This window comes from Neorhizobium phenanthreniclasticum (genome assembly GCF_040066075.1).
Taxonomy (GTDB): domain Bacteria; phylum Pseudomonadota; class Alphaproteobacteria; order Rhizobiales; family Rhizobiaceae; genus Neorhizobium; species Neorhizobium petrolearium.
Map to the genome: position 1 here is coordinate 756535 of NZ_JBEAAL010000001.1, position 21947 is coordinate 778481.

Sequence of the window (21947 nt, forward strand, 5' to 3'; positions counted from 1 at the left end):
AGGGCAGTTTGAGGTACTCTATGAGCCGTTGCTTGTGTTGGCCCTACCAAATCCATATAGCTGCCATATGTCAGGCGGGCGCGCGAAGCGACCATAACCTCCCTATACACTATTCGTGAAGTTCAAGTATCCATGCCCACCCTCTATCATCACCCCATGTCTACGGCCTCCCGCTTCGTTCGGCTGATCCTTGCCGAATACGGTTTCCAGGCGGATCTGGTCGAAGAGCAGCCCTGGGAAAAGCGCCGTGAATTCCTGACACTCAATCCGGCGGGCACGCTTCCCGTCTATGTGGACGACAGCATGCGGGTACTTTGTGGCCCTTCCGTGCTCATGGAATTTCTCGATGAGACGCATGGCGTCCTGAAGCGCGACCGGCGACTGCTTGCCGAAGATCCGTGGCAGCGCGCCGAAATCCGCCGCCTTACCGAATGGTTCCTGCAGAAGATGGAACAGGACGTGACGAGGCCGCTGAGCCGCGAACGCATCTACAAGCTGCAGATGAGCGCGGCCCACGGCGGCGGCGCTCCGGATTCAAAGGTGTTGCGTACATCCCGCGCCAATATCCGCCAGCACATGAAATATCTCTCCTGGCTTGCCGGTTCGCGCCCCTGGCTTGCGGGGGACCGCCTGAGCTATGCGGATCTCGCGGCCGCTGCCTGCATTTCCGTGCTAGACTATCTTGGTGAAATTGACTGGTCGGATACGCCCGTCGCCAAGGAATGGTATCAGCGGCTGAAATCGCGCCCTTCTTTCCGGCCGCTGCTCGCCGAGCGCATCCGCGGACTGACCCCGGTATCCCATTATGCGGACCTTGATTTCTGACGATAACCGAGAGGCTGAAAAAGCGCTGCGACGGCGGGAGAAGCTGACCGCCTTCCTTCACGCGGAGGCGAAAAGTCAGGGCTTCGATCTCTGCCAGGTCACGGGACCCGACAGCATTCCGCGGGCGCCGGAGCGGCTTGAGGTTTTCCTTGCTGAAGGCCACCATGGCACGATGGACTGGATGGCCGAGACCAGGCTGCGCCGCGCCGATCCGAAAGTGCTGTGGTCGGAGGTCCGGTCCATCGTCATGTTCGGGCTGAATTACGGCCCGGATGAAGATCCGCGCGGAATTCTCGACAGACCGGACAAGGCGGCGATCTCGGTCTATGCCCGCAACCGCGACTATCACGACCTCATCAAGGGCCGGCTGAAGGAGATTGCCACCCGTTTCGCCGCCCGCGCCGGGGAAGACGTGAAGGTGTTCGTCGACACGGCGCCCGTCATGGAAAAACCGCTGGCGGAGGCGGCCGGTCTCGGCTGGCAGGGCAAGCATACCAATCTCGTCAGCCGAACCCATGGTTCCTGGCTTTTCCTCGGCAGCCTTTTCACCACTGCCGAACTCATCGTGAACGAGCCGGAGACGGATCATTGCGGCTCCTGCCGAGCCTGTCTCGATGCCTGCCCGACGGCGGCCTTCCCGGCGCCCTACCGGCTCGATGCACGCCGCTGCATCTCCTATCTCACGATCGAGCACAAGGGACCGATCGCCCCGGAATTCCGGCCGCTGATCGGCAATCGTGTCTATGGCTGCGACGACTGTCTTGCCGCCTGCCCATGGAACAAGTTCGCGGCAAGCGCCTCCGAGATGAAGCTGAAGGCCCGCGAGGACTTGAAGGAGCCCTCCATCGCCTTCCTGCTGACGCTGGACGACGCCACGTTCCGCACCTTTTTTAGCGGTTCGCCGGTGAAACGCATCGGTCGCGACCGCTTCATCCGCAACGTGCTGATCGCCGCCGGCAATTCCGGCGACGCCAGCCTCATCGCCCGATGTCGCGAACTTTCGGGCGACCCCTCGCCCGTGGTGCGCGGCATGGCTATATGGGCCCTGAGACGGCTGATGCCGGATGGGGATTTTGCACGGTTTGCGCAAACGCGCGGCATCGAGGAAGACCCGGAAGTGTTGGAAGAGTGGCGATTGGCGGGAGCAGGCTGATGCAGGTGATGATCTTCGGATGCGGTTATTCCGGCCAGGCGATCGCCGAGGAATTCAAAAGAGATGGCGCCAAGGTCTCCGGCACCGCCAGGACCGCCGAGAAAGTGGCAGAGCTCTCCTCCAAGGATATCCGGGCCTTCATCTTCGACGGCGGCCCGTTCGGCGATGAACTGCTGGCCGAACTGAAGCAAGTCACGCATCTCGTGCAATCCGTCCCGCCGGGCTCTGAGGGCGACCCGCTGCTGAAGCTCATGAAGGGCAGGCTCGCCGAACTCTGCCCCAGGCTCGCATGGATCGGCTATCTCTCCACTGTCGGCGTCTATGGCGATCACGGCGGTGACTGGGTGACGGAAGAGACTCCCGGCAGCCCGATCTTGGGTCGTTCGATCGAACGGGTCGATACCGAGGAGGCCTGGACTGCCGAGGGAGAGGCCGCCGGCGTGCCGGTCGCTATCCTGCGCCTTTCCGGCATCTATGGCCCCGGTCGTAACGCCTTCGCCAACCTCGAACGCGGTACGGCGCGGCGCATCGTCAAAAAGGATCAGGTCTTCAATCGCATCCGCGTCGAGGATATCGGTGGCGCCGCGCTCTTTCTCGCAAAGCGCAAGATGGACGGCATATATAATGTCACCGATGACGAGCCCGGCCCGGCCCAGGATGTCATCGTCGAAGCTGCCCGGCTGATGGGTGTAGAACCGCCCGCGGAACAGGATTTCGAAACCGCCGAAATGACGCCCATGGCACGCTCGTTCTACGGCGCCAACAAGCGCGTCTCGAATGCCAAGATCCGTGCCGCGGGCTTTGAATTCCGCTTTCCCAATTACCGCGTGTCGCTGGCCGAAATGTGGTCCACCGGACGTTGGAGAGGATAATTTTCCCATATTAAAACGGTTGAAATTTCCATCCTTACCGGAAAAGCTGGTTATTCTTTTTTAAGATATGTGGCGCAAGGCCATAAAATTTGCCTGAATGAGGCAAGGAATCGCGTGTTACGATAAATTTTTTCTGCGATTTTCGTGATCAAGTCAGCAGCATGATTCTTCCGGGAATGCCATTCCGTTTCCCCCCTGTTTTTAAATGTTTTCTTCCATAAAAGCTTAGCTGGCTTCTTAAAAAGATCGGCTGCAATATAATCACGAATGTTACATCCTGTAATATTCCGTGATCCAAAAACCCACTTTTCCGCCATTTTTCGCCCCGCTTAGCCATTTTGCACGCAACGTGCAGGGACAAACGACGGGGACGACGAACTTGAAGAAAATTCGACGCTCGATTTGCGCCGCGGCTGCCACTGCTGCTTTTGCACTCCTTGGCTCCGCAGAGGCTAACGCTGCGCCCGGATGTGGTCACGCATCCTGGTATGCTCTGACTTCCAAGACGGCATCCGGTGAACGGATGAATCCTTCGAAATTGACCGCAGCCCACCGCTCGCTGCCTTTCGGCACCAAGGTGAAGGTCACCAACAAACGCAACGGCAAGAGCGTTATCGTCCGCATCAACGACCGCGGACCTTTCATTCGCGGCCGCGTGATCGATGTCTCCAAAGCCGCCGCGCAGAACATCGGCATGGTCCGCTCCGGCACGGCGCAGGTCTGTTACCAGATTATCACCGCCGATAACCAAAAGATCCCGGGCAAGGGTCTCAAGGACATCGACGGTTAAGGTATTAACCTGGCTCTTGCCCTTCCGGCCAATCGCGGTTACGAGCCCTATCATGCGGGTCTAACCGGAACGGAGAACGAGATGCGATTGGGCGGGCGAGTGGCCGGGGCCATAGAGGTGCTGGCCGACATTGAGACGCGAAAGCGCCCTGTCGCCGATGCTCTCAAGGACTGGGGCCTTGCGCACCGTTTCGCCGGATCCGGCGATCGTGCCGCAATCGGCAATATCGTCTATGACGCGCTCCGCATGCGGCTTTCGCATGCCTGGCTCATGGGGGACGAGAGTCCGACCGCGCTCGCTTACGCAGTCCTCATCCGACAATGGGGCCTCACGCTCGAGGCACTCCAGGCCGAGTTCGCCGATGACCGCTTTGCGCCGCCGGCCCTGACCGAGGCGAACCTTTCGGCCCTTGCCTCCCGTAATCTCGATGATGCGCCGCTGCATGTGCAGGGCGACATCCCGGACTGGATCCAGCCGTCCTTCGAAGCCAATTTCGGCGAAGACTGGCTTGTCGAAGCCAAGGCGCTGGCCGGCCGGCCGACCCTCGATCTTCGCGCCAACACCTTGAAGGCGTCCCGGGAGAAGGTCGTCAAGGCGCTGGAACGCTCAGGCGCGAAACCGTCGCGCATCGCCCGCAACGGCATCCGCATCGCCGCCGGCGAAGGAGCGGTCCGCCTGCCGAACGTGACGGCCGAGCTTTCGTTCCAGAAGGGCTGGTTCGAAGTGCAGGACGAGGGATCGCAGATCGTCGCCGACCTCGTACAGGCCGGCGAGCATGATCAGGTGCTCGACTATTGCGCGGGTGGCGGCGGAAAGACGCTTGCCATGGCGGCTGCCATGCACAACAAGGGCCAGATTCACGCCTATGACGCCGACCGCAAGCGGCTGGCGCCGATCATCGAACGGCTGCGCCGCGCCGGCACCCGCAATGTGCAGGTTCATGATGATGCTCGCCAGCTTGATCCGCTGAAGGGCAAGCTGGACGCCGTGCTGGTTGACGCGCCCTGCACCGGCACCGGCACTTGGCGCCGCCGGCCGGACACGAAATGGCGGCTGACGCCCAAAAACCTTGATGAGCGCATCGCCCAGCAACAGGAGGCACTTTCGGAAGCCGCAACCTTTGTGAAGCCCGGCGGAGCACTTCTTTACGTCACCTGTTCCATCCTGCCGGAGGAGAACGACACGCAGGTCTCGCGCTTCTGCGCCGAAAATCCGGATTTTTCGATCGTGCCGGCTGCTCAGCAATGGAGCCAGCTCTTCGGACAAGACGCCCCCCCGCCGCGCTTCAAAGAAGCACCTACCGTCACATTGACCCCCGCAAGTACCGATACGGACGGATTCTTTTTCTGCCGGATGCAACGCAAGGTTTGACCGGGGCTTGATCAAAGTCAAAACCGAGTTCGACTTTCAAACCATTCTAAACTAGATTATTTGACACCAGTTTCCATTTGCGCGATGTAGCCCATAACGGCTAGGAGATCTGAGCCGTGAAGGAGAGGGACATGATCCGCAAGACCGTTTTCGGCGCCGCGCTGGCGCTTCTCACCACCTCTGCGGCGTTCACCGTTACGCCTGCCCAGGCGGCCGATTCCACATCCGTTGTAAAACACTATGCCGAACTCGCACACGCGAAATACGAAGACTCGCTGAAAACTGCACAGGCCCTCGACAAGGCGATCGATGCGCTGATCGCCAAACCGAGCCAGGAGACCCTCAAGGCCGCCAAGGATGCGTGGATCGCTGCCCGCATTCCCTACCAGCAGACGGAAGTCTATCGTTTCGGCAATCCGATCGTCGATGAGTGGGAAGGCAAGGTGAATGCCTGGCCGCTGGATGAAGGTCTGATCGACTACGTCGACGCCTCCTACGGCACTGAGAGCGATGAAAACGAACTCTACACCGCCAATGTGATCGCCAATCCGAAGATCAAGATCAACGGCGAAGAGTTCGACGCCACCAACATCACGCCCGAGACGATCCAGGGCCTGCACGAGGCCGGCGAGATCGAGGCGAATGTCGCGACCGGCTACCACGCCATCGAGTTCCTCCTCTGGGGCCAGGACCTCAACGGCACCGGGGCAGGCGCCGGCGAGCGTCCCTATACCGATTACGACAAGGCCAACTGCACCCACGGCAATTGCGACCGTCGCGCTGCCTATCTCAAGACTGCATCGACACTGCTCGTCTCCGACCTCGGCGACATGGTGAAAGCCTGGGGTCCGGACGGCGAGGCCACCAAGCATGTCGAGGCAGATCCCAAGGCTGGACTTACCGCAATCCTGACCGGCATGGGTTCGCTCTCCTATGGCGAACTCGCCGGCGAGCGTATGAAGCTCGGCCTGCTTCTCCACGATCCGGAAGAAGAGCATGACTGCTTCTCGGACAATACCTATGCCTCGCATCTGAACGATGCGATCGGCATCAAGTCGGCCTATACCGGCGAATATGTCCGTGTCGACGGCACCAAGATGAATGGTCCTTCGCTCTCCGAACTGGTTGCTGCCAAGGACAAGGCGCTTGACACGGAAATGAAGGGCAAGCTCGATGCGACGCTTGCCGCCATGAACGCCATGGCCGACCGTGCCAAGAAGATCGAGGCCTATGACCAGATGATCGGCGAGGGCAATTCGCAGGGCAATGCGGTCGTCCAGAAAGCGATCGACGGCCTGATCGACCAGACCAAGACGATCGAGCGCGTCGTCGCCGCACTCGACCTCGGCACGGTCGAGCTCGAAGGTTCCGACAGCCTCGACAATCCTGACGCCGTCTTCAAATAAGAGTTGAAAAGGCGGGCCGCCTCCGGTTTCGGTGCGCGGCCCGGTGATCCATGAGAGCGTCCAGGTCCCTCATCTTCCTGCTGCCGGTTATTTCGGGCGCGCTCGTTCTCACTCCGTTGATCGCGACCGGCGGCGACGCCCGCTTCCCGACCACGCGAACAGATCTCAACCCCAAGGACCGGAAGCGCGTCGAGGCCGTCACCAAGTTCACGACGGATTTCACCAAACCTGAACAGTTCGAGCCGATGGCGGGCGGGGCCGCGACCAGTCGCGCCATCGTCAATGGCGACGCTTTCTCGCATTTTTCCGCAAACCTCAGCTTCGAGGAAGAGCAGACCTTCAAGCTCGGCAATGCGCTTTTCAAGAAGCTCTGGGTTCCGCCCCCCTCTTCCACCCAGGCCTCCGACGGGCTCGGACCGCTCTTCAACGCCCGTGCATGCCAGAGTTGCCACCTGAAGGATGGTCGCGGTCATCCGCCGGAAGGTTCCGCCGATGCGACCTCGATGTTTCTCAGGCTCGCGCGCCCGGCCCGCACCGAGGACGAGCGCAAGGCGGTCGCCGACCACCGGAAGCTCAATTTTCCCGATGCCGTGTATGGCGAGCAGTTGCAGGATCTTGCCGTGCAAGGCCTGAAGATCGAAGGAAAGATGCAGGTCTCCTATCAGGAGATTCCTGTGACACTTGCCGGTGGCGAGATCGCGCACCTGCGCGAGCCGACCTATTCCGCCACCAATCTCGGCTACGGGCCGCTGGAAAGCGACGTGACGCGGTCGCCACGCGTCGCTCCGCCGATGATCGGCCTCGGCCTCATCCAGGCGATCCACGAAGCCGACATCCTCGCCAAGGCCGATCCGGCGGACCAGGACGGCGACGGCATTTCCGGCAAGCCGGCGCTCACGCGTGATCACAGGACCGGCGATCTGAAGCTCGGCCGCTTCGGCTTCAAGGCCCAGAACGCGACGATCCGCGACCAGAGTTCATCCGCCTTCATGGGCGACCTCGGCATTTCCACGCCCGACCATCCGTCCGACTATGGCGACTGCACCAAAGCGGAGGTCGAATGCCTTGCCCATCCGACCGGCGTACAGCCGCGGCTCGGCGCGTTCGAAGCGCCGGATCCGGTCCTGCCGCTTGTCACCTTCTACTCGGAAAACCTCGCCGTGCCGGCCCGCCGTGATGTCGGTGACAAAACGGTGCTGAAGGGCAAGGAGCTCTTCTACCGGTCCGGCTGCACCGCCTGCCATACGCCGAAATTCGTCACCCGCCGCGATGCCGGCAACAAGGCGCATGCCTTCCAGCTCATCTGGCCCTATTCGGATTTCCTGCTGCATGATATGGGCGAAGGCCTTGCCGACGGCCAGCAGGTGGGGGTCGCGGACGGCCGGGAATGGCGCACGCAGCCGCTCTGGGGCATCGGGCTCACCGAAACCGTCAACGGCCATACCTTCTTCCTGCATGACGGGCGGGCACGCAACCTCACCGAGGCCATTCTCTGGCATGGCGGCGAAGCTCAGATGGCGCGCGACGCCTTCGCCGCTCTTCCTAAGGACGACCGTGCCGCTCTGATCACATTCCTGGAGTCACTCTGATGCGCACAATTCTCGCTGCCGGCCTCATCTTACTCCTGCCGATCTCGACTTTCGCCCAGGAGGCTGACACCGCACCCGCCGTCACTCTTCCCGAAGCGGACGTCACCAGGGTGATGACCGCTGCGGTCGACCAGTTCATCCGGCCGGGTTATGACGCCTTCCAGGCATCGGCGGAAAAGATGACTGCCAGCATGAAGACGCTTTGCGATGCGCCTTCGACGGAAAATTACGATGCCGCCAAGGCCACCTTTCGCGATGCAGCCGTGAGTTGGGCGCATATCGAAGTGGTGCGCGTCGGACCGGTGATCGAACAATACCGCTTCGAACGCATCCTCTTTTATCCCGACCGCAAGAGCACCGGCCTGAAGCAGGTTCAGGGCATTCTGGCGAAATCGGACGAAACGGCGACCGATCCGACGACGCTCGCCACCAAAAGCGTGGCGACACAGGGCTTCGGGGCGCTGGAATATCTTCTCTTCGGCATCGGGTCCGAAGCGCTCTCGACCGGCCAAGACGGTTTTCGCTGCCGATACGCGGCGGCCATCGCCGGCAATATCACCAATGTCGCCAAGGAATTGTCCGACATATGGGACGCGCCGGACGGCATACAGAAGACCTGGGAGCAACCTGGACCGGACAATCCGGTTTTCCGCACCGGCGGCGAGGCGATCACCGCGCTGCTCGGTATCCTCGTACATGGGGCCGAAGCCGTGCGAGACCAGCGGATCGAGACCTTCTACAAGGGCGCCGACAAGGCGAAATTCCCGAAACAGGCGCTATTCTGGCGTTCGGAAAGCACCTGGCCGATGATCCAGGGCAATCTGGAAGGCCTTTCGGCGCTGCTCGATAAATCAGGCATGGCGGATCTCCTGCAGGAAAAGGACCGCCCGGTGGTCGCCGCCACCCAGGTGCAGTTGAAATCGATGGTCAAACTGGCCGGCACCGTTACCCCCGATCTGGAAAAGGCGGTCGAAGACGCTACCGAACGCAAGAAGCTCGACACGCTGCTCGCCGACGGCAAGGCCGTCATCGCCAAACTGAACGACGGTTATGGCGGAGCAATCGGCCTGAGTTCCGGCTTCTCCTTCTCGGACGGGGATTGATCACATGGCCTGGCGTGGCGAAGCCATCGACCGGCGCGGCTTCCTGAAAGCGGCGGGGATCGCTTTCACCGCCGCCCTTTCCCCGCGCGCGCTGATGGCGCTCGAACGGGCCGATGCGGTCTATGCCTCGGGCTTTCGTGCGCCGGACGGCTCGTTCGGCATCGCCACGGTTTCCGAGCGCGGCGAGATCATCGACCGTGTCGCGTTGCCGGCCCGCGCCCATGGGATGGCCTACAGCGGCGCCACCGGCCGAGCCGTCGCCTTCGCCCGCCGTCCCGGCACATTCGCGATGGTCTTCGATCCCGCCGGCCGGGCCGAGCCGATCATCGTCACCTCGCCGGAGGGCCGGCATTTCTACGGCCATGGGCATTTTTCACCGGATGGCCGATTACTCTACGCCAGCGAGAACGATTTCGACGGCAATCGCGGCATGATCGGCATCTACGACGCCCGCGACGAATTTCGCCGCATCGGCGAGTTCGACGCTCATGGCATCGGCACGCATGACATGAACGTTTCCGACGACGGCAAGCTGCTGGTCATCGCCAACGGCGGCATCGAGACGCATCCGGATTTCGGCCGCACCAAGCTCAATCTCGACCGCATGGAGCCGTCGCTGGTGCTCATCGACGCGAAGACCGGCGCGTTGATCCAACGACACGGCCTGCCGATCTCGCTTCGCCAGCTCTCGACCCGACATCTCGATATGGACGGCAATGGCCGCATATGGTTCGCCTGCCAATGGGAAGGCGCGCGCAACGCGCTGCCGCCGCTCGCCGGATGGTTTTCAAGGGGCGAGGATATCGCCCTTCTCTCCCTACCGGAGGAAACCACGGCCCGGCTCGGCAATTATGTCGGGGCGATCGCCGTCAACCGCCGCGAGGGATTGGTAGGCCTCACCTCACCCGTCGGCGGGGCGGCCGTGACGCTCGATGCAAAAACCGGCGTCGTGCTGAAGGAAGAGGCTGTCCGCGATGCCGCCGGCGTTGCGCCCGCTGCTCGTGGCATCGCCGTTTCCTCCTATGACGGGCAATTCAACGAGACACGCAGCCAGGTCGCGTGGGATCAGCATATCGCTCTGCTAAAATAGCCTTTACTCAAGTTAAGCCGGCCCTAAGTCACAGGGCATGCGTAAAATTGCCAGTGCGTTTTTCTTCGTCGTCGCATGTCTTGCCATAGGTGCATTCAGCCGCATCGCGAATACGCCGGGTGATTGGTACCGGTCTTTGGACAAGCCGTTCTTTCACCCGCCGGACTGGCTCTTTGCCCCTGTCTGGGCCGGACTTTACATCCTGATCGGCCTTGCGTTTGCCGAAACATGGCTCGACCGCAGCAGGCCCCGCATGCGCCGCCTGATCGTCTTCGCGATCCAGGGCATCCTCAACATCCTCTGGTTGCCGGCCTTTTTCGGCATGCACAGCCCTGACTTCGGCCTCATCGTTATCGTCTCAATGCTCGCCTTCATCCTGCTGTTCATTGTGATAAGCTGGCGGCCGAACCGCACGGCCGCCCTACTGTTCATCCCCTATGCACTCTGGGTCGCCTTCGTCGCACTGCTCAATCTTTCAATCGTTGTTCTAAACTAATCCAAAAGTCAGCCCTCTCCGCTTGCCGAACACGTTTCCCCGTGCCAATTTCGCAGTTGCGAAAGGGAGAAACATGAGCGGGAGAGACACGGGAGATTTCCGCGAGCGGGTGCGCCACAGCTTTGGGCGGCAAGGCGCGATGGCCATGCTCGGAGCTGAACTGACGCGCGTCGAACCGGCCATGGTGGAAATAGAACTGCCCTTCGATGCCAAGCTCACGCAGCAACACGGCTTCCTGCATGCCGGCGTTATTTCCGCCGCGCTCGATTCCGCCTGCGGTTATGCCGCCTATACCGTCATCGAGCCGGAAGCCTCCATTCTGACGATCGAATTCAAGGTGAACCTGATGTCGCCCGGGCGCGGCGAGCGCTTCCTCTTCCGCGGCGAAATCACCAAGCCGGGCTCCACGATCATCGTCGCAGACGGCCGCGCCTATGCGATCGGCGACGGGCCGGCCAAGCTCATCGCGTCCATGACCGGCACGATGATGGTGATCCGTGGCCGAGAGGACGTGATGGGATGACGCCTTCGCTTCTCCTGGGTGAGCCGGCGCTTGCCGGCGGCAAATCCATTCTCTTCGTCATGGCCGTGGACGCAGAATACGGCCCGGCGCTCAAATCCCGCATCAAGCCGTTGATGACCGGAGTCGGCCCTGTCGAGGCAGCAACGGTGCTCTCACATGCGCTGACCAGGTTCGAAACTGCCGACAAACTTCCCGATCTCGTCGTCTCACTCGGCTCGGCGGGCTCCCGAAGCCTCGAACAGACGGAAATCTACCAGGTCGCCTCCGTCGCCTATCGCGACATGGACGCCTCGCCGCTCGGTTTCGAAAAGGGCCGCACGCCCTTCCTGGACCATCCGGCGGTCATACCGCTTCCCTTGCGCATCCCCGGCATTCCGGAAGCCTCGCTGTCCACCGGCGGCAACATCATCTCCGGTGCGATCTACGATCTGATCGAGGCGGATATGGTCGACATGGAGACTTTTGCCGTCATGCGGTGCTGCCAACTCTTCTCTATTCCGCTGATCGGGCTGCGCGGCATTTCCGACGGCAGGCAAGAGCTGAAGCACGTCAGCAACTGGACCGAATATCTGCATGTCATCGACGAGAAGCTCGCAGATGCGATCGATCGCCTCGTGAGGGCTTTGGAAAGCGGCGAATTGGCACTCTGATCCGGTTGCACAAAACGCAACTTTTCTTTAAAGGCTCGGCATGACCCAGACAACGACCTTGGCAGCTCATCCCGACAGCATTCTCATCATCGATTTCGGCAGCCAGGTGACGCAGCTGATCGCGCGTCGCATCCGCGAATCCGGCGTCTACTGCGAAATCCATCCCTTCCAGAACGCGGAAGCCGCGTTCAAGAAACTCCAGCCCAAGGGCGTCATCTTCTCCGGCGGCCCGGCCTCGGTCACCACCGAAGGCAGCCCGCGCGCTCCGCAGGTCGTGTTCGAGCACAACGTGCCGATCCTCGGCATCTGCTACGGGCAGCAGACAATGGCGACCCAGCTCGGCGGCGTGGTCGAGGGCGGCCATGCAGCGGAGTTCGGCCGGGCCGATGTCGAGATCAAGAAGGCGAGCCCTTTGTTCGACGGTTTCTGGGAAGTGGGCGGGCATTACCCCGTGTGGATGAGCCATGGCGACCGCGTCACGCAGTTGCCCGAGGGCTTCGAGGTCATCGCGACCTCCGAGAACGCGCCCTTCGCGATCGCCGCCGACGAAGGCCGCCACTATTATTCGACCATGTTCCACCCGGAAGTGGTGCACACGCCGGATGGAGCCAAGCTGCTCTCCAACTTCGTGCACAAGATCGTCGGGCTGAAATCGGACTGGACGATGTCGGCCTACCGCGCCGAGATGATCCGCAAGATCCGCGAGCAAGTCGGCACCGAACGGGTGATCTGCGGCCTTTCCGGCGGTGTCGATTCCTCCGTCGCGGCGGTCCTCATCCACGAGGCGATCGGTGACCAGCTCACCTGCATCTTCGTCGATCACGGACTGATGCGGATGAACGAGGCGGACGAAGTGGTCAAGATGTTCCGCGACAACTACAACATCCCGCTCGTGCATGTGGATGCGTCCGACCTCTTCCTTACCGAGCTTGCCGGCGTCTCCGACCCGGAAGTGAAGCGCAAGACGATCGGCCGGCTGTTCATCGAAGTCTTCGAGGCGGAGGCGAAGAAGATCGCCGAGGACGGCAAGGGCGCGCCCGCCTTCCTCGCCCAGGGCACGCTCTATCCGGACGTGATCGAAAGCGTCTCCTTCTCCGGCGGCCCTTCGGTGACGATCAAGAGCCACCACAATGTCGGCGGCCTGCCCGAGCGGATGAACATGAAGCTCGTCGAGCCGCTGCGCGAGCTCTTCAAGGACGAGGTGCGCGCGCTCGGCCGCGAACTCGGCCTACCGGACTCGTTCATCGGCCGTCATCCCTTCCCAGGTCCGGGTCTTGCGATCCGCTGCCCAGGCGGCGTGACCCGCGAAAAGCTCGACATCCTGCGCAAGGCGGATGCGATCTATCTCGATGAAATCCGCAAGGCCGGCCTCTACGACACGATCTGGCAGGCGTTTGCCGTGCTGCTTCCGGTACAGACGGTCGGCGTGATGGGCGACTACCGCACCTACGACTTCGTCTGTGCATTGCGCGCGGTCACCTCGGTCGATGGCATGACGGCGGATTTCTACCCCTACGACATGAATTTCCTCGGTCGAACGGCCACCCGCATCATCAACGAAGTGCGCGGCATCAACCGCGTCGTTTATGACGTGACATCCAAGCCGCCCGGCACGATCGAGTGGGAGTGACGGATACAAACAGCGGCAATAGCGTAGTTTCGGCGGTAGATTTCGCCGTAGCTTAGTTGCCCCTCTCGCTTGTCTTTCACTGCCATTGACCAGCCTACTCCATATCAGTTCCGTGGGATCGATCTGCGTCCCCTCCCGGGATGATGTAAAGACACTTCGGCGGGCGGGAGCATTCTGGCATAGAATAGCGTGCACAACGGCGGGTCTGCTTTGCGCCGTCATTTCCGCCGGCCAACTGCAGAGTTCCCCAAAACTGGTCATTGAAGCGACTACTTGGTATGCTGGCTCGCTGAGCCGCATAAGCAATTATTTCTCGCGCACCGAAGCCTGATCATTTGCCTGCAAATCATCATTTGCAACTGGACACGTGACTGCCTGCGATTTGACAGCCGAGACATCTGCTGTAAATGATGCCGCATGGGGTCGCGATCACCCCACGAGGCGTCACGCTAGAGAATCGCGTCCATCAACCCGGCAAACGGAGGACGCGCCATGCCGTCATTTCTCGAGATTTCCCCCGAAAAACTGAACCGCCTTATCGGCACGCCCGGTGTCCCGGTGCTGATCGACGTGCGCACCGAAGAAGACTTCCATGCAGATCCGAGACTGATCCCCGGCTCGCTGCGCCGCCCTTACGACCAGGTCGCAACCTGGGCAGGGCAGTTCAGCGGGCAGACGGTTGTCACCATCTGCCAGAAAGGCAAGAAACTCAGCCATGGCGTGGCGGCCTATCTGCGCACGCAGGGCACGTCCGCCGAAGTCCTCGAGAACGGCATTGAGGCATGGGTATCCGCAGGTCTCCCTTTGGTCCCAGCCAGTCAATTGCCCGAGCGCGACGCACAGGGTCGAACGGTCTGGGTGACGCGCTCCCGTCCCAAGATCGATCGCATTGCCTGCCCTTGGCTGATCCGTCGCTTCATCGATCCGGAGGCGCTCTTCCTATTCGTCGCGCCAGGCGAAGTGGCCGCCGTGGCAGATCGGTTTGGCGCAACGCCATTCGATGTCGACGATGTCTTCTGGAGCCACCGGGGCGAGCTATGCACCTTCGATGTGATGATCGAGGAGTTCGGACTTTCGACGCCACCGCTCCTGCGCCTGGCGACGATCGTGCGTGGCGCCGATACAGCCCGGCCGGATCTCGCACCTGAGGTGGCAGGCCTGCTCGCCGCATCGCTCGGACTGTCGCGCATGTTCAACGACGACCTTCGACAGCTTGAGGCCGGAATGACGCTCTACGATGCGTTTTACCGCTGGTGCCGCGATGCGACCTCAGAAACCCATGACTGGCCCGCTGGAAAGAAGGGTGACTGAGGTGTCCGACACGGTGGTATCGACAGAACCGCAACGCGGGTCGGCAGAGCATGGCATTTCATTTATGGAAGCCTTCAAGGTCTGGCTGCGGGTGGCGGCCCTCAGCTTCGGTGGTCCAGCCGGCCAGATCGCGGTGATGCACCGGATCGTCGTGGACGAGAAGAAGTGGGTCGGCGAAGGCCGTTTCCTGCACGCGCTCAACTACTGCATGCTGCTTCCCGGCCCTGAAGCACAGCAGCTCGCCGTCTATCTCGGCTGGCTGCTGCATCGCACCGCCGGCGGTCTTGTGGCCGGCATCCTTTTCATCCTGCCCGGCTTCATGTCGATCCTTGCGCTCAGCTACATCTATGTGCTCTACGGCGATGTCACCGCTGTCGCTGGCCTGTTCTTCGGGTTGAAGGCAGCGGTGCTGGCGATTGTTCTCCAGGCCGTCATTCGCATCGGAAGTCGTGCCTTGAAAGGGCCGGCGATGGTCGTGATCGCCGCGGCTGCCTTCATCGCCATCTTTGCGTTTCGGATACCCTTTCCCCTCATCATCCTGGTAGCGGGCTTTGTCGGCTATGTCGGAGCAAGAGCCGGTTCGCTGCTGTTTGCGGCTTCCGCCGACCACAAGTCTGCGGGTGGCAAGATTCTGTTGGATGCAGATTCTGCTCTTGGTGAAGGCATGCCCGCGCATGCGAGACCAAATCTCCAATGGTCCCTTCGGGTATCCGTCGTCCTTCTACTTCTGTGGCTTGCGCCTGTGGCTTTGCTCTATGTCACCCTCGGCCCGGACAACGTCTTCACCCAAATCGGTGTCTTCTTCAGCAAGATGGCCGTTGTCACCTTCGGCGGCGCCTATGCGGTGCTGGCTTACGTGGCACAGGAGGCGGTGCAGAACTATCAATGGCTGCGTCCCGGCGAAATGCTCGACGGGCTCGGCATGGCAGAAACGACACCGGGGCCACTGATCATGGTGCTTCAGTTCGTCGGCTTCATGGGTGCTTACCGCGATGCCGGCGGCCTTGGACCTCTCCAAGCCGCGACCATTGGCGCTGTCCTCGCCACCTGGGTGACCTTCGTGCCCTGCTTCCTCTGGATCTTCCTCGGCGCGCCCTTCATCGAAAGGCTGCGCGGCAACGCAGCGATCTCCGGCGGCATGGCGGCGATCACTGCGGCCGTGGTCGGGGTGATCCTGAACCTGGCCATCTGGTTCGGGCTGCACGTTCTATTCTCTGAGGTGAACGTCGTTCGCGCCGGGCCGCTATGGATCGAACGGCCTGTCCTGTCTTCGATCGACTGGGCATCGCTCACGCTGACACTGCTCGCGGTCTTTGCGATCTTCCGGCTGAAGATGTCGGTGATGACAGTGCTGCTCGGCTCTGCTGTGCTTGGCATGGCGTGAACACTGGCTGGCATGCGGTAACAGATTCGTTTGGCACAGCAAGAATGTGAAAGGCCGGCGGAAGGATACCCGCCGGCCTTTGCTGTTACATCATGCGCTGGATGTCGGAATAGGCACCGTTGGTCTTCAACGTGATCGTCACGGCACCACCTGTCCGGTTGCGCCAGAACCATCCGTGCTTCCCGTCGAAGGCCGCTTCCATCTCGCCGGAATCTGTGGGCTCGGCACGACCCTTCTTGTAGCTCGTGGTTTCGCCTTTGTTTCCATCGGCGTGCATGTCGTAGTTCACGCCGCCGCCTTCCGTCGTCCACACGTATGCGGCCTTCGCACCCGTCGACATGGTCAGCTTGATTTCGGTCGCCTCTCCTGGCTGAAGCGTGACCGACATCTCATCTGTCCGCATGGCATCCTGGGCATAGGCTGCCGAAACGCCGAACTCGCGGATGATCCGGTCAAGGATGCTCGACCCCTGCTGCGGGGTGGTCTGCACGGGTGTCGGGGTAGTGACACTGTTCTGCCGATCGAGTTCCGCCTCTTCGGCGAGCTGCGTCTTGATCTCACCCATTTCGGTAAGGCCCATGACAGAGCCGACACCGGTGGGATCGATCCCGTATTCGGACGGCATCACGACGGTAACGAGAAGGGCTGCGGCCGCAACGACGGAGATGACCGTCGATTTGACGAGTTGCTTCGAGGACGGCAGATCATCGGGATTGGGAGCTTGAGAATTGAACATTTGATTTATCCTTGTTGGGTCAGGAGACGAAATAGCCAGTGAGCTGATAGCCGACCAGCAGCCAGCCGGCGGTCATCATCAGCACATTGGCGGTGTAGGCATGGCGCAGGAAACCGGAGGTCTTGCGCCAGTAGCTCATGGCAATCAGGATGATGGCGAGCGCGATGAGCTGGCCGATCTCAACGCCAATATTGAAGGCAAGCAGGTTGGGGATGAGGCCATCGGCGGCAATCTCATATTCCAGGATCTTGGTCGCGAGACCGAGGCCATGGAAAAAGCCGAAGATCAGCGTGGCAACCTTGGTGTTCGGCTGGAAGCCCAGCCATCGCTGAAAGGCTCCCAGATTGTCCAACGCCTTATAGACAACCGAGAGCCCAATGATGGCATCGATCAGATAGGCGCTGACATTCCAGCCGAAGTAGACACCGAGCAGCATCGTCGTCGAATGACCGACGGCAAACAGGCTGACATAGATGGCGATATGCTTCAGCCTGTAAAGGAAGAAGATCACGCCGAACAGGAACAGCAGATGGTCGTATCCGGTGACCATGTGTTTTGCGCCCAGATAGATGAAGGGGATCAGGTAAACGCCTGTGATCTCCTGGATATAGCCCTTGTCGCCTTCGGCGACGGCGTGGGCCGCGGCCGCGCTGACAAGCAACAGCAGCGACAGGGCGGCAAGCGCCAGTGTGGTGGCAATGTGCCGGGTGAAATGCCCGTGCCACACGCCTCCGGGAAGAGGTGTATTCATGAATGATATCCGTAAACGAGGTGAACCTGCCGCAGAACGCAGCGTGGATCAGACGATCGCGACCGCGCGCGGAGGCCGGTCTATGCCGTACGGGGGGCCGCCGTAGAACTTATCCTCGATAAGGGTATAGTTCGTCTGGAAGGTATTGCGCAGAACGTCGCCTGCGACACTGACCAATCCCGCTTTTTCGTGGGTGTGGTCGGCATGGTGGTGATCGGGCGCGTCCGAACTGTCGACAGCAAATTCCAGATCGTCATCGTGCGAATGATCGCCGTGATCGTGGGAATGGCCGCCATCGGTGACGGCAAAGGCCGGGGAATGCAGGCTGAGGGCGTGGGTTCCCGCTGGCACGAAGGCGAAGACGAGCATGGCGATGCTGGCCAGCACCGCCGTGAACCCGGTTCCGAATCTTCGTCCCTTTCGAAGCAGCATGCACAAGGAGATAACCGCCATTGGTTACGAAAACAAGAAACCACATTGAAGTATCCTCTCCAGGGGGATAGGAACTTCCATCATGACAGAGCACCGACACGAATCCCATCCAGACATCGCCAAGCGCCTCAAGCGCGCCGAAGGCCACCTGAAAAGCGTGATCGCCATGATCGAGGCCGGCAGGCCATGCCTCGACATCGCCCAGCAGCTTCATGCGGTGGAGAAGGCGGTGGAAAACGCCAAGCGCACGCTGATCCAGGATCATCTCGACCACTGCCTTGACGAGACGGTCGGCGCGCTGGATCGCCAGCAGCGCAAATCCATCGACGAGTTTAAGGCGATCACCAAATATCTGTGAGGGAGCCGCCATGCTGGACGTTATAGCCAATCGAACCTACCGGCATCTGTTCCTGGCGCAGGTGATCGCGCTGGTTGGAACGGGGCTTGCGACCGTGGCGCTCGGATTGCTGGCCTATGACCTGGCAGGAGATCGGGCGGGAGCAGTGCTCGGAACCGCACTTGCCATCAAGATGATCGCCTATGTCACGGTGGCACCGATCGCAGGCGCATTTGCGGAGGTCCTGCCGCGCCGCGCCATGCTGGTCAGCCTCGATCTGGTGCGGGCTGCCGTGGCGCTGTGTCTGCCCTTCGTCACCGAGATCTGGCAGGTCTATGTGCTGATCTTCGTGCTCCAGTCGGCCTCCGCTGCGTTCACCCCGGCCTTCCAGGCAACCATTCCTGACGTTTTGCCGGATGAGAAGGACTATACCCGCGCCCTCTCACTTTCGAGGCTCGCCTACGATCTGGAAAGCCTCGTCAGCCCGATGCTGGCAGCGGTGCTGCTGACGGTGATTTCCTTCCATTCGCTCTTTGCAGGGACTGTCTTCGGCTTCCTGATCTCTGCAGCAATGGTGGTCTCCGTGACGCTGCCGAACCATCCGGCCAAGGAGCGCAGAAGCATCTATGCGCGGACGACCCGCGGCCTTCGCCTTTATCTGGCGACACCACGACTACGCGGTCTGCTTGCCCTTTGCCTGACAGTTTCGGCTGCTGGAGCCATGGTCATCGTCAATACCGTCGTCTTCGTCCAGGCGGAGTTCGGGCTCACCCAGACCGATACGGCCCTGGCCCTTGCCGCCTTCGGATGCGGCTCCATGCTCGCCGCCCTTTCCTTGCCCAAGCTTCTTGACCGGATCGCCGATCGGCCGGTGATGCTGTCCGGAGCGGTGATCCTCATGATCGGTTTGGTTCTGACTGCCTTCGTCAGCGACTACACTGTGCTTCTGGCGATCTGGCTGGTGATGGGGCTCGGCTACTCCATCGTGCAGACACCATCAGGCCGATTGTTACGCCGGTCTGCCCATGCTGAGGATCGTCCGGCCTTGTTCGCCGCCCATTTCGCCTTGTCGCATGCCGCCTGGTTACTGACCTATCCACTGTCAGGATGGCTCGGCGCGACGATCGGCCTGTCGTTCGCTGCGATCGTCCTTGCAGTCGTGGCCGGTCTTGGCTTTATCGTCGCAATCTGGGCATGGCGGGCCTCTGACGAGATGGAGGTCGAACACAGCCATGATGATCTGGCAGAGAACGATCCCCATCTGATGGAGGGGCGTCACCGCCATGGCCATCGACACAGCCACGCCTTCATGATCGATCGCCTGCATCCGGAATGGCCGCGTGAGCATTGACCTCGCAGCCTATCTTGGCCTGTTCAGCGCTGCATTCCTGGCGGCTATCATTCTGCCGGCACAGTCGGAGGCGGTGCTTGCGATGATGATCCTCGCCGATCGCTATCCGCTTGCCACCCTGATCGGTGTCGCCAGCTTCGGCAATGTGCTCGGCTCCGTGGTGAATTGGATGCTCGGGCGGGGGATCGAACACATCGCGACCGTCGATGGTTCCCGGTTTCGGCGGAAAAGCTCGACAAGGCTGAGGGCTGGTATCGGCGCTATGGAAAATGGTCCCTGCTGGCAAGCTGGGTTCCGATCATCGGCGATCCGATCACCGTCATCGCGAGTGTGTTGCGGGTTCCGTTCCTGATATTCCTCACGCTCGTCGCCATCGCCAAGGTCGGCCACTATCTGGTGCTGGCTTGGGTGACGCTCAAGGTGGCCTGACCATGCTGACCTGGCTCTTGGACTATCAGAAAGAGACCTATCTCGCATTCGGCGAGCACATAAGCACTTTCGCAAACGGCGGCGGTTCGGCCGCTTTCCTTGCGTTTCTGCCTATGGGTCTCCTGCTGGGTGCTGTCCATGCGCTCATGCCGGGCCACAGCAAGTTGCTGATGGCAACCTATGTTGTGGGCTCAAAGGAAGACCTGTGGAGCGCGCTGCTCACCGCCATCGTCCTGGCCGCCACGCATATCACCATCTCGGTCCTGATCGTCCTTCTGTCCCTGCCGGTGATCGACTACATGTTCGGCGGTTCCGGACCGGGATCGTCGCCACTTCTGGAACACCTGAGCCGGGGCGCCATCGGTCTGATCGGTCTCTGGATGATCTGTAGAGGTCTGCGTACCACCAGTCACGACCACGCCCGCCGCGAGGGGGCAAGTTTTGGCTTCGTGGCGGGTCTCATCCCCTGCCCACTGACCCTGTTCGTCATGACCTATGCAACCGCGCGCGGGGTGCCGGCGGCAGGACTGCTGTTTGCCGTCCTTATGTTGGGCGGCGTTGCGCTGACGCTGTCTGTCGTCGCGCTTCTGGCTGTTTCCTTCAGGAAAGTCTTCTACCGGCTGTTCAGCCGCAATCAGCAGAGGCTCGACAAATTGTCACGTGTGCTGGAGATCACCGTCGGACTCGGCATGGTCGCAGTTGCGACAATGACCCTCGCGTAAGACGGCCTCCGCTGAAAGAGTTGCAGGGTCAATGAGGTCGGGCTCTCGTTTGACTGGGTGAGGACCCGGAAGTCCGTGTTAAGCGTTATGTCTGTGGTAGCTGTCCGTCTCCCGTCGGCCCCTTATAAGAAGGTCGCCTGATAGCTGGCGGCCATCAATGATACATGCGCCTCCAGTGGCGGACGCAGTTCGAACGCCTTTGGCTCCCGCGCAAAATTCCACAACCGCACCAGCCGCCAATCGCTACGTCGCTCCTCGGCAACGGCCAGCTCATGGCGCGTGATGTGAAACGGCGTGCGCTCCCAGCCATTGGTCGTCTTCACCTCGATCAGCCGATCGCTACCGTCGGGATCGAAGCTGAGGATGTCATAGCCGGCACCATCACCATCGACATGGGACACCCAGCGAATGCGTTCGGCGAGATCTGTCCGGCCTGCGGCGCGCAGGCTGGCACGCTCATGGGCGAGAACGCGCTTCTCGCCGGCGCGGCCCAGCGCGCGATTGCGGGCATCGCGCTCCGCCACATCGTACTTCCGGGCAATGGCAGCCATCTGCTCGAGTTCGTCGGGCGGCGGCGCATTGCTGTGCGTCGGTGGTGGGCCGATCCACAGCGCCGCTTCCTCCCAAAACACTGACGGTGAAGGACCCATCGCCATTCGCGCGGCCGGTGCGAGCCAATCTGGATGGCGATCGAGCCAGCGCACCACAGCGTCGACGAGCGATGCCTGGAAATTGAAGGCCGGCTTATAGCCTGGGATCCAGACTTGACCGAGGCCTTTGAGCACGGCGCTGATGTTCTGATGCTTGTATTCGATCGAGCCGCGAGGCCGATCGATCACCGGCTGTAGGAGGCGGTTATGCTCAGACTTGCTGTAGAGTCGCCCGGCGATGTCGTCAGCAAGCATCGCGAAATAATCCGCCACGATCGCGTCGTTCTGCTCGTCGGACCAGTCACCGGCCATGGCGGCTCCCGAGCGGGCGGACCAAGCTGGAGAA

22 protein-coding genes and 1 pseudogene are annotated in these 21947 nt (G+C 61.2%); 19 read left to right on the forward strand and 4 right to left on the reverse strand.

The window, feature by feature from the left end; genetic code table 11:
* Positions 1-132: 132 nt before the first annotated feature.
* The 15 genes from ABK249_RS03750 to chrA all read left to right on the forward strand — a co-directional run bounded on the left by ABK249_RS03750 (position 133) and on the right by chrA (position 16193).
* Complete coding sequence (locus tag ABK249_RS03750) at positions 133-825, forward strand: glutathione S-transferase family protein (RefSeq protein ID WP_037160063.1); 693 nt, start codon at positions 133-135, stop codon at positions 823-825.
* Positions 806-1978, forward strand: a complete 1173-nt coding sequence (queG, locus tag ABK249_RS03755; RefSeq protein WP_415926417.1) for a tRNA epoxyqueuosine(34) reductase QueG — start codon at positions 806-808, stop codon at positions 1976-1978. The genes ABK249_RS03750 and queG overlap by 20 nt, the downstream gene beginning before the upstream one ends.
* A complete protein-coding gene (locus ABK249_RS03760) occupies positions 1978-2850 on the forward strand; it encodes an SDR family oxidoreductase (RefSeq protein WP_227705027.1) in 873 nt (290 codons plus the stop codon). Before queG ends, ABK249_RS03760 begins: the two co-directional genes overlap by 1 nt.
* Positions 2851-3229: 379 nt before the next feature.
* Positions 3230-3640, forward strand: coding sequence for a septal ring lytic transglycosylase RlpA family protein (locus ABK249_RS03765; RefSeq protein ID WP_052183180.1), 411 nt, complete (start codon positions 3230-3232; stop codon positions 3638-3640).
* Between the two features lie 81 nt (positions 3641-3721).
* Positions 3722-5011: an RsmB/NOP family class I SAM-dependent RNA methyltransferase gene (locus ABK249_RS03770; RefSeq protein ID WP_348862254.1), complete on the forward strand. Its 1290-nt coding sequence runs from the start codon at positions 3722-3724 to the stop codon at positions 5009-5011.
* A 131-nt stretch (positions 5012-5142) separates the two neighbouring features.
* Positions 5143-6417, forward strand: coding sequence for an imelysin family protein (locus ABK249_RS03775; RefSeq protein WP_348862255.1), 1275 nt, complete (start codon positions 5143-5145; stop codon positions 6415-6417).
* A 50-nt stretch (positions 6418-6467) separates the two neighbouring features.
* Entirely contained in the window at positions 6468-8006 is a 1539-nt protein-coding gene (locus ABK249_RS03780; RefSeq protein WP_348862256.1) for a di-heme oxidoreductase family protein, read from the forward strand.
* Complete coding sequence (locus ABK249_RS03785) at positions 8006-9109, forward strand: imelysin family protein (RefSeq protein WP_348862257.1); 1104 nt, start codon at positions 8006-8008, stop codon at positions 9107-9109. The genes ABK249_RS03780 and ABK249_RS03785 overlap by 1 nt, the downstream gene beginning before the upstream one ends.
* A 4-nt stretch (positions 9110-9113) precedes the next feature.
* The gene (locus ABK249_RS03790; protein WP_037159403.1) at positions 9114-10199 is read left to right on the forward strand and encodes a DUF1513 domain-containing protein; all 1086 of its coding nucleotides are present in this window, start codon (positions 9114-9116) and stop codon (positions 10197-10199) included.
* A gap of 37 nt (positions 10200-10236) precedes the next feature.
* Positions 10237-10695, forward strand: coding sequence for a TspO/MBR family protein (locus ABK249_RS03795; protein WP_037159406.1), 459 nt, complete (start codon positions 10237-10239; stop codon positions 10693-10695).
* Between the two features lie 73 nt (positions 10696-10768).
* Positions 10769-11218: a PaaI family thioesterase gene (locus ABK249_RS03800; protein WP_037159409.1), complete on the forward strand. Its 450-nt coding sequence runs from the start codon at positions 10769-10771 to the stop codon at positions 11216-11218.
* Positions 11215-11868 carry a 5'-methylthioadenosine/S-adenosylhomocysteine nucleosidase gene (locus tag ABK249_RS03805; protein ID WP_052183181.1) on the forward strand — a complete coding sequence of 218 codons (654 nt, stop codon included), beginning with the start codon at positions 11215-11217 and terminating at the stop codon, positions 11866-11868. The genes ABK249_RS03800 and ABK249_RS03805 overlap by 4 nt, the downstream gene beginning before the upstream one ends.
* 40 nt (positions 11869-11908) lie before the next feature.
* Positions 11909-13498 (forward strand): glutamine-hydrolyzing GMP synthase, encoded by a 1590-nt coding sequence (guaA, locus tag ABK249_RS03810; protein ID WP_348862258.1) that lies wholly within the window; start codon positions 11909-11911, stop codon positions 13496-13498.
* A gap of 492 nt (positions 13499-13990) precedes the next feature.
* Positions 13991-14809, forward strand: a complete 819-nt coding sequence (locus tag ABK249_RS03815) for a sulfurtransferase/chromate resistance protein (RefSeq protein ID WP_348862259.1) — start codon at positions 13991-13993, stop codon at positions 14807-14809.
* Positions 14810-14873: 64 nt separating this feature from the next.
* Positions 14874-16193, forward strand: coding sequence for a chromate efflux transporter (gene chrA, locus ABK249_RS03820; RefSeq protein WP_415926424.1), 1320 nt, complete (start codon positions 14874-14876; stop codon positions 16191-16193).
* Between the two features lie 85 nt (positions 16194-16278).
* Here the strand turns inward: chrA and ABK249_RS03825 are convergent, their stop codons facing one another.
* From ABK249_RS03825 to ABK249_RS03835, 3 genes are read right to left on the reverse strand one after another with little or no spacing between them, the layout of a single operon-like run.
* Entirely contained in the window at positions 16279-16929 is a 651-nt protein-coding gene (locus ABK249_RS03825; protein WP_348862260.1) for a transmembrane anchor protein, read from the reverse strand.
* Between the two features lie 19 nt (positions 16930-16948).
* Positions 16949-17680, reverse strand: a complete 732-nt coding sequence (locus ABK249_RS03830) for a HupE/UreJ family protein (RefSeq protein ID WP_348862261.1) — start codon at positions 17678-17680, stop codon at positions 16949-16951.
* Between the two features lie 48 nt (positions 17681-17728).
* Positions 17729-18112 (reverse strand): hypothetical protein, encoded by a 384-nt coding sequence (locus tag ABK249_RS03835; protein ID WP_348862263.1) that lies wholly within the window; start codon positions 18110-18112, stop codon positions 17729-17731.
* An 82-nt stretch (positions 18113-18194) separates the two neighbouring features.
* Between ABK249_RS03835 and ABK249_RS03840 the strand changes: the two genes are divergently transcribed.
* The 4 genes and pseudogenes from ABK249_RS03840 (at position 18195) to ABK249_RS03855 (ending at position 20951) form a co-directional block, all read left to right on the forward strand.
* On the forward strand, positions 18195-18470 hold the full coding sequence (locus ABK249_RS03840) for a metal-sensing transcriptional repressor (protein ID WP_348862265.1): 276 nt from the start codon (positions 18195-18197) through the stop codon (positions 18468-18470).
* 10 nt (positions 18471-18480) lie between these two features.
* Positions 18481-19800 (forward strand): MFS transporter, encoded by a 1320-nt coding sequence (locus ABK249_RS03845; RefSeq protein ID WP_348862267.1) that lies wholly within the window; start codon positions 18481-18483, stop codon positions 19798-19800.
* Positions 19796-20229 (forward strand): annotated as a pseudogene (locus ABK249_RS03850) (YqaA family protein). The gene ABK249_RS03845 and the pseudogene ABK249_RS03850 overlap by 5 nt, the downstream one beginning before the upstream one ends.
* Before the next feature lie 2 nt (positions 20230-20231).
* A complete protein-coding gene (locus tag ABK249_RS03855) occupies positions 20232-20951 on the forward strand; it encodes an urease accessory protein UreH domain-containing protein (protein WP_348862268.1) in 720 nt (239 codons plus the stop codon).
* Positions 20952-21073: 122 nt separating this feature from the next.
* On the opposite strand, the gene ABK249_RS03860 is transcribed toward ABK249_RS03855, so the two are convergent.
* Positions 21074-21913 carry a protein NO VEIN domain-containing protein gene (locus tag ABK249_RS03860; RefSeq protein ID WP_348862269.1) on the reverse strand — a complete coding sequence of 280 codons (840 nt, stop codon included), beginning with the start codon at positions 21911-21913 and terminating at the stop codon, positions 21074-21076.
* Positions 21914-21947 lie beyond the last annotated feature (34 nt).

What these genes read in the sequence shown, in the direction of transcription:
- ABK249_RS03835 (WP_348862263.1), bottom strand. Translation starts at nt 18,112, where the DNA reads ATGCTGCTTCGAAAGGGACGAAGATTCGGAACCGGGTTCACGGCGGTG.
- ABK249_RS03775 (WP_348862255.1), top strand. Translation starts at nt 5,143, where the DNA reads ATGATCCGCAAGACCGTTTTCGGCGCCGCGCTGGCGCTTCTCACCACC.
- queG (WP_415926417.1), top strand. Translation starts at nt 806, where the DNA reads ATGCGGACCTTGATTTCTGACGATAACCGAGAGGCTGAAAAAGCGCTG.
- ABK249_RS03770 (WP_348862254.1), top strand. Translation starts at nt 3,722, where the DNA reads ATGCGATTGGGCGGGCGAGTGGCCGGGGCCATAGAGGTGCTGGCCGAC.
- ABK249_RS03805 (WP_052183181.1), top strand. Translation starts at nt 11,215, where the DNA reads ATGACGCCTTCGCTTCTCCTGGGTGAGCCGGCGCTTGCCGGCGGCAAA.
- ABK249_RS03750 (WP_037160063.1), top strand. Translation starts at nt 133, where the DNA reads ATGCCCACCCTCTATCATCACCCCATGTCTACGGCCTCCCGCTTCGTT.
- ABK249_RS03830 (WP_348862261.1), bottom strand. Translation starts at nt 17,680, where the DNA reads ATGAATACACCTCTTCCCGGAGGCGTGTGGCACGGGCATTTCACCCGG.
- ABK249_RS03760 (WP_227705027.1), top strand. Translation starts at nt 1,978, where the DNA reads ATGCAGGTGATGATCTTCGGATGCGGTTATTCCGGCCAGGCGATCGCC.
- ABK249_RS03785 (WP_348862257.1), top strand. Translation starts at nt 8,006, where the DNA reads ATGCGCACAATTCTCGCTGCCGGCCTCATCTTACTCCTGCCGATCTCG.
- ABK249_RS03790 (WP_037159403.1), top strand. Translation starts at nt 9,114, where the DNA reads ATGGCCTGGCGTGGCGAAGCCATCGACCGGCGCGGCTTCCTGAAAGCG.
- ABK249_RS03815 (WP_348862259.1), top strand. Translation starts at nt 13,991, where the DNA reads ATGCCGTCATTTCTCGAGATTTCCCCCGAAAAACTGAACCGCCTTATC.
- ABK249_RS03825 (WP_348862260.1), bottom strand. Translation starts at nt 16,929, where the DNA reads ATGTTCAATTCTCAAGCTCCCAATCCCGATGATCTGCCGTCCTCGAAG.
- ABK249_RS03845 (WP_348862267.1), top strand. Translation starts at nt 18,481, where the DNA reads ATGCTGGACGTTATAGCCAATCGAACCTACCGGCATCTGTTCCTGGCG.
- ABK249_RS03800 (WP_037159409.1), top strand. Translation starts at nt 10,769, where the DNA reads ATGAGCGGGAGAGACACGGGAGATTTCCGCGAGCGGGTGCGCCACAGC.
- ABK249_RS03780 (WP_348862256.1), top strand. Translation starts at nt 6,468, where the DNA reads ATGAGAGCGTCCAGGTCCCTCATCTTCCTGCTGCCGGTTATTTCGGGC.
- ABK249_RS03840 (WP_348862265.1), top strand. Translation starts at nt 18,195, where the DNA reads ATGACAGAGCACCGACACGAATCCCATCCAGACATCGCCAAGCGCCTC.
- ABK249_RS03795 (WP_037159406.1), top strand. Translation starts at nt 10,237, where the DNA reads ATGCGTAAAATTGCCAGTGCGTTTTTCTTCGTCGTCGCATGTCTTGCC.
- guaA (WP_348862258.1), top strand. Translation starts at nt 11,909, where the DNA reads ATGACCCAGACAACGACCTTGGCAGCTCATCCCGACAGCATTCTCATC.
- ABK249_RS03860 (WP_348862269.1), bottom strand. Translation starts at nt 21,913, where the DNA reads ATGGCCGGTGACTGGTCCGACGAGCAGAACGACGCGATCGTGGCGGAT.
- chrA (WP_415926424.1), top strand. Translation starts at nt 14,874, where the DNA reads ATGGAAGCCTTCAAGGTCTGGCTGCGGGTGGCGGCCCTCAGCTTCGGT.
- ABK249_RS03855 (WP_348862268.1), top strand. Translation starts at nt 20,232, where the DNA reads ATGCTGACCTGGCTCTTGGACTATCAGAAAGAGACCTATCTCGCATTC.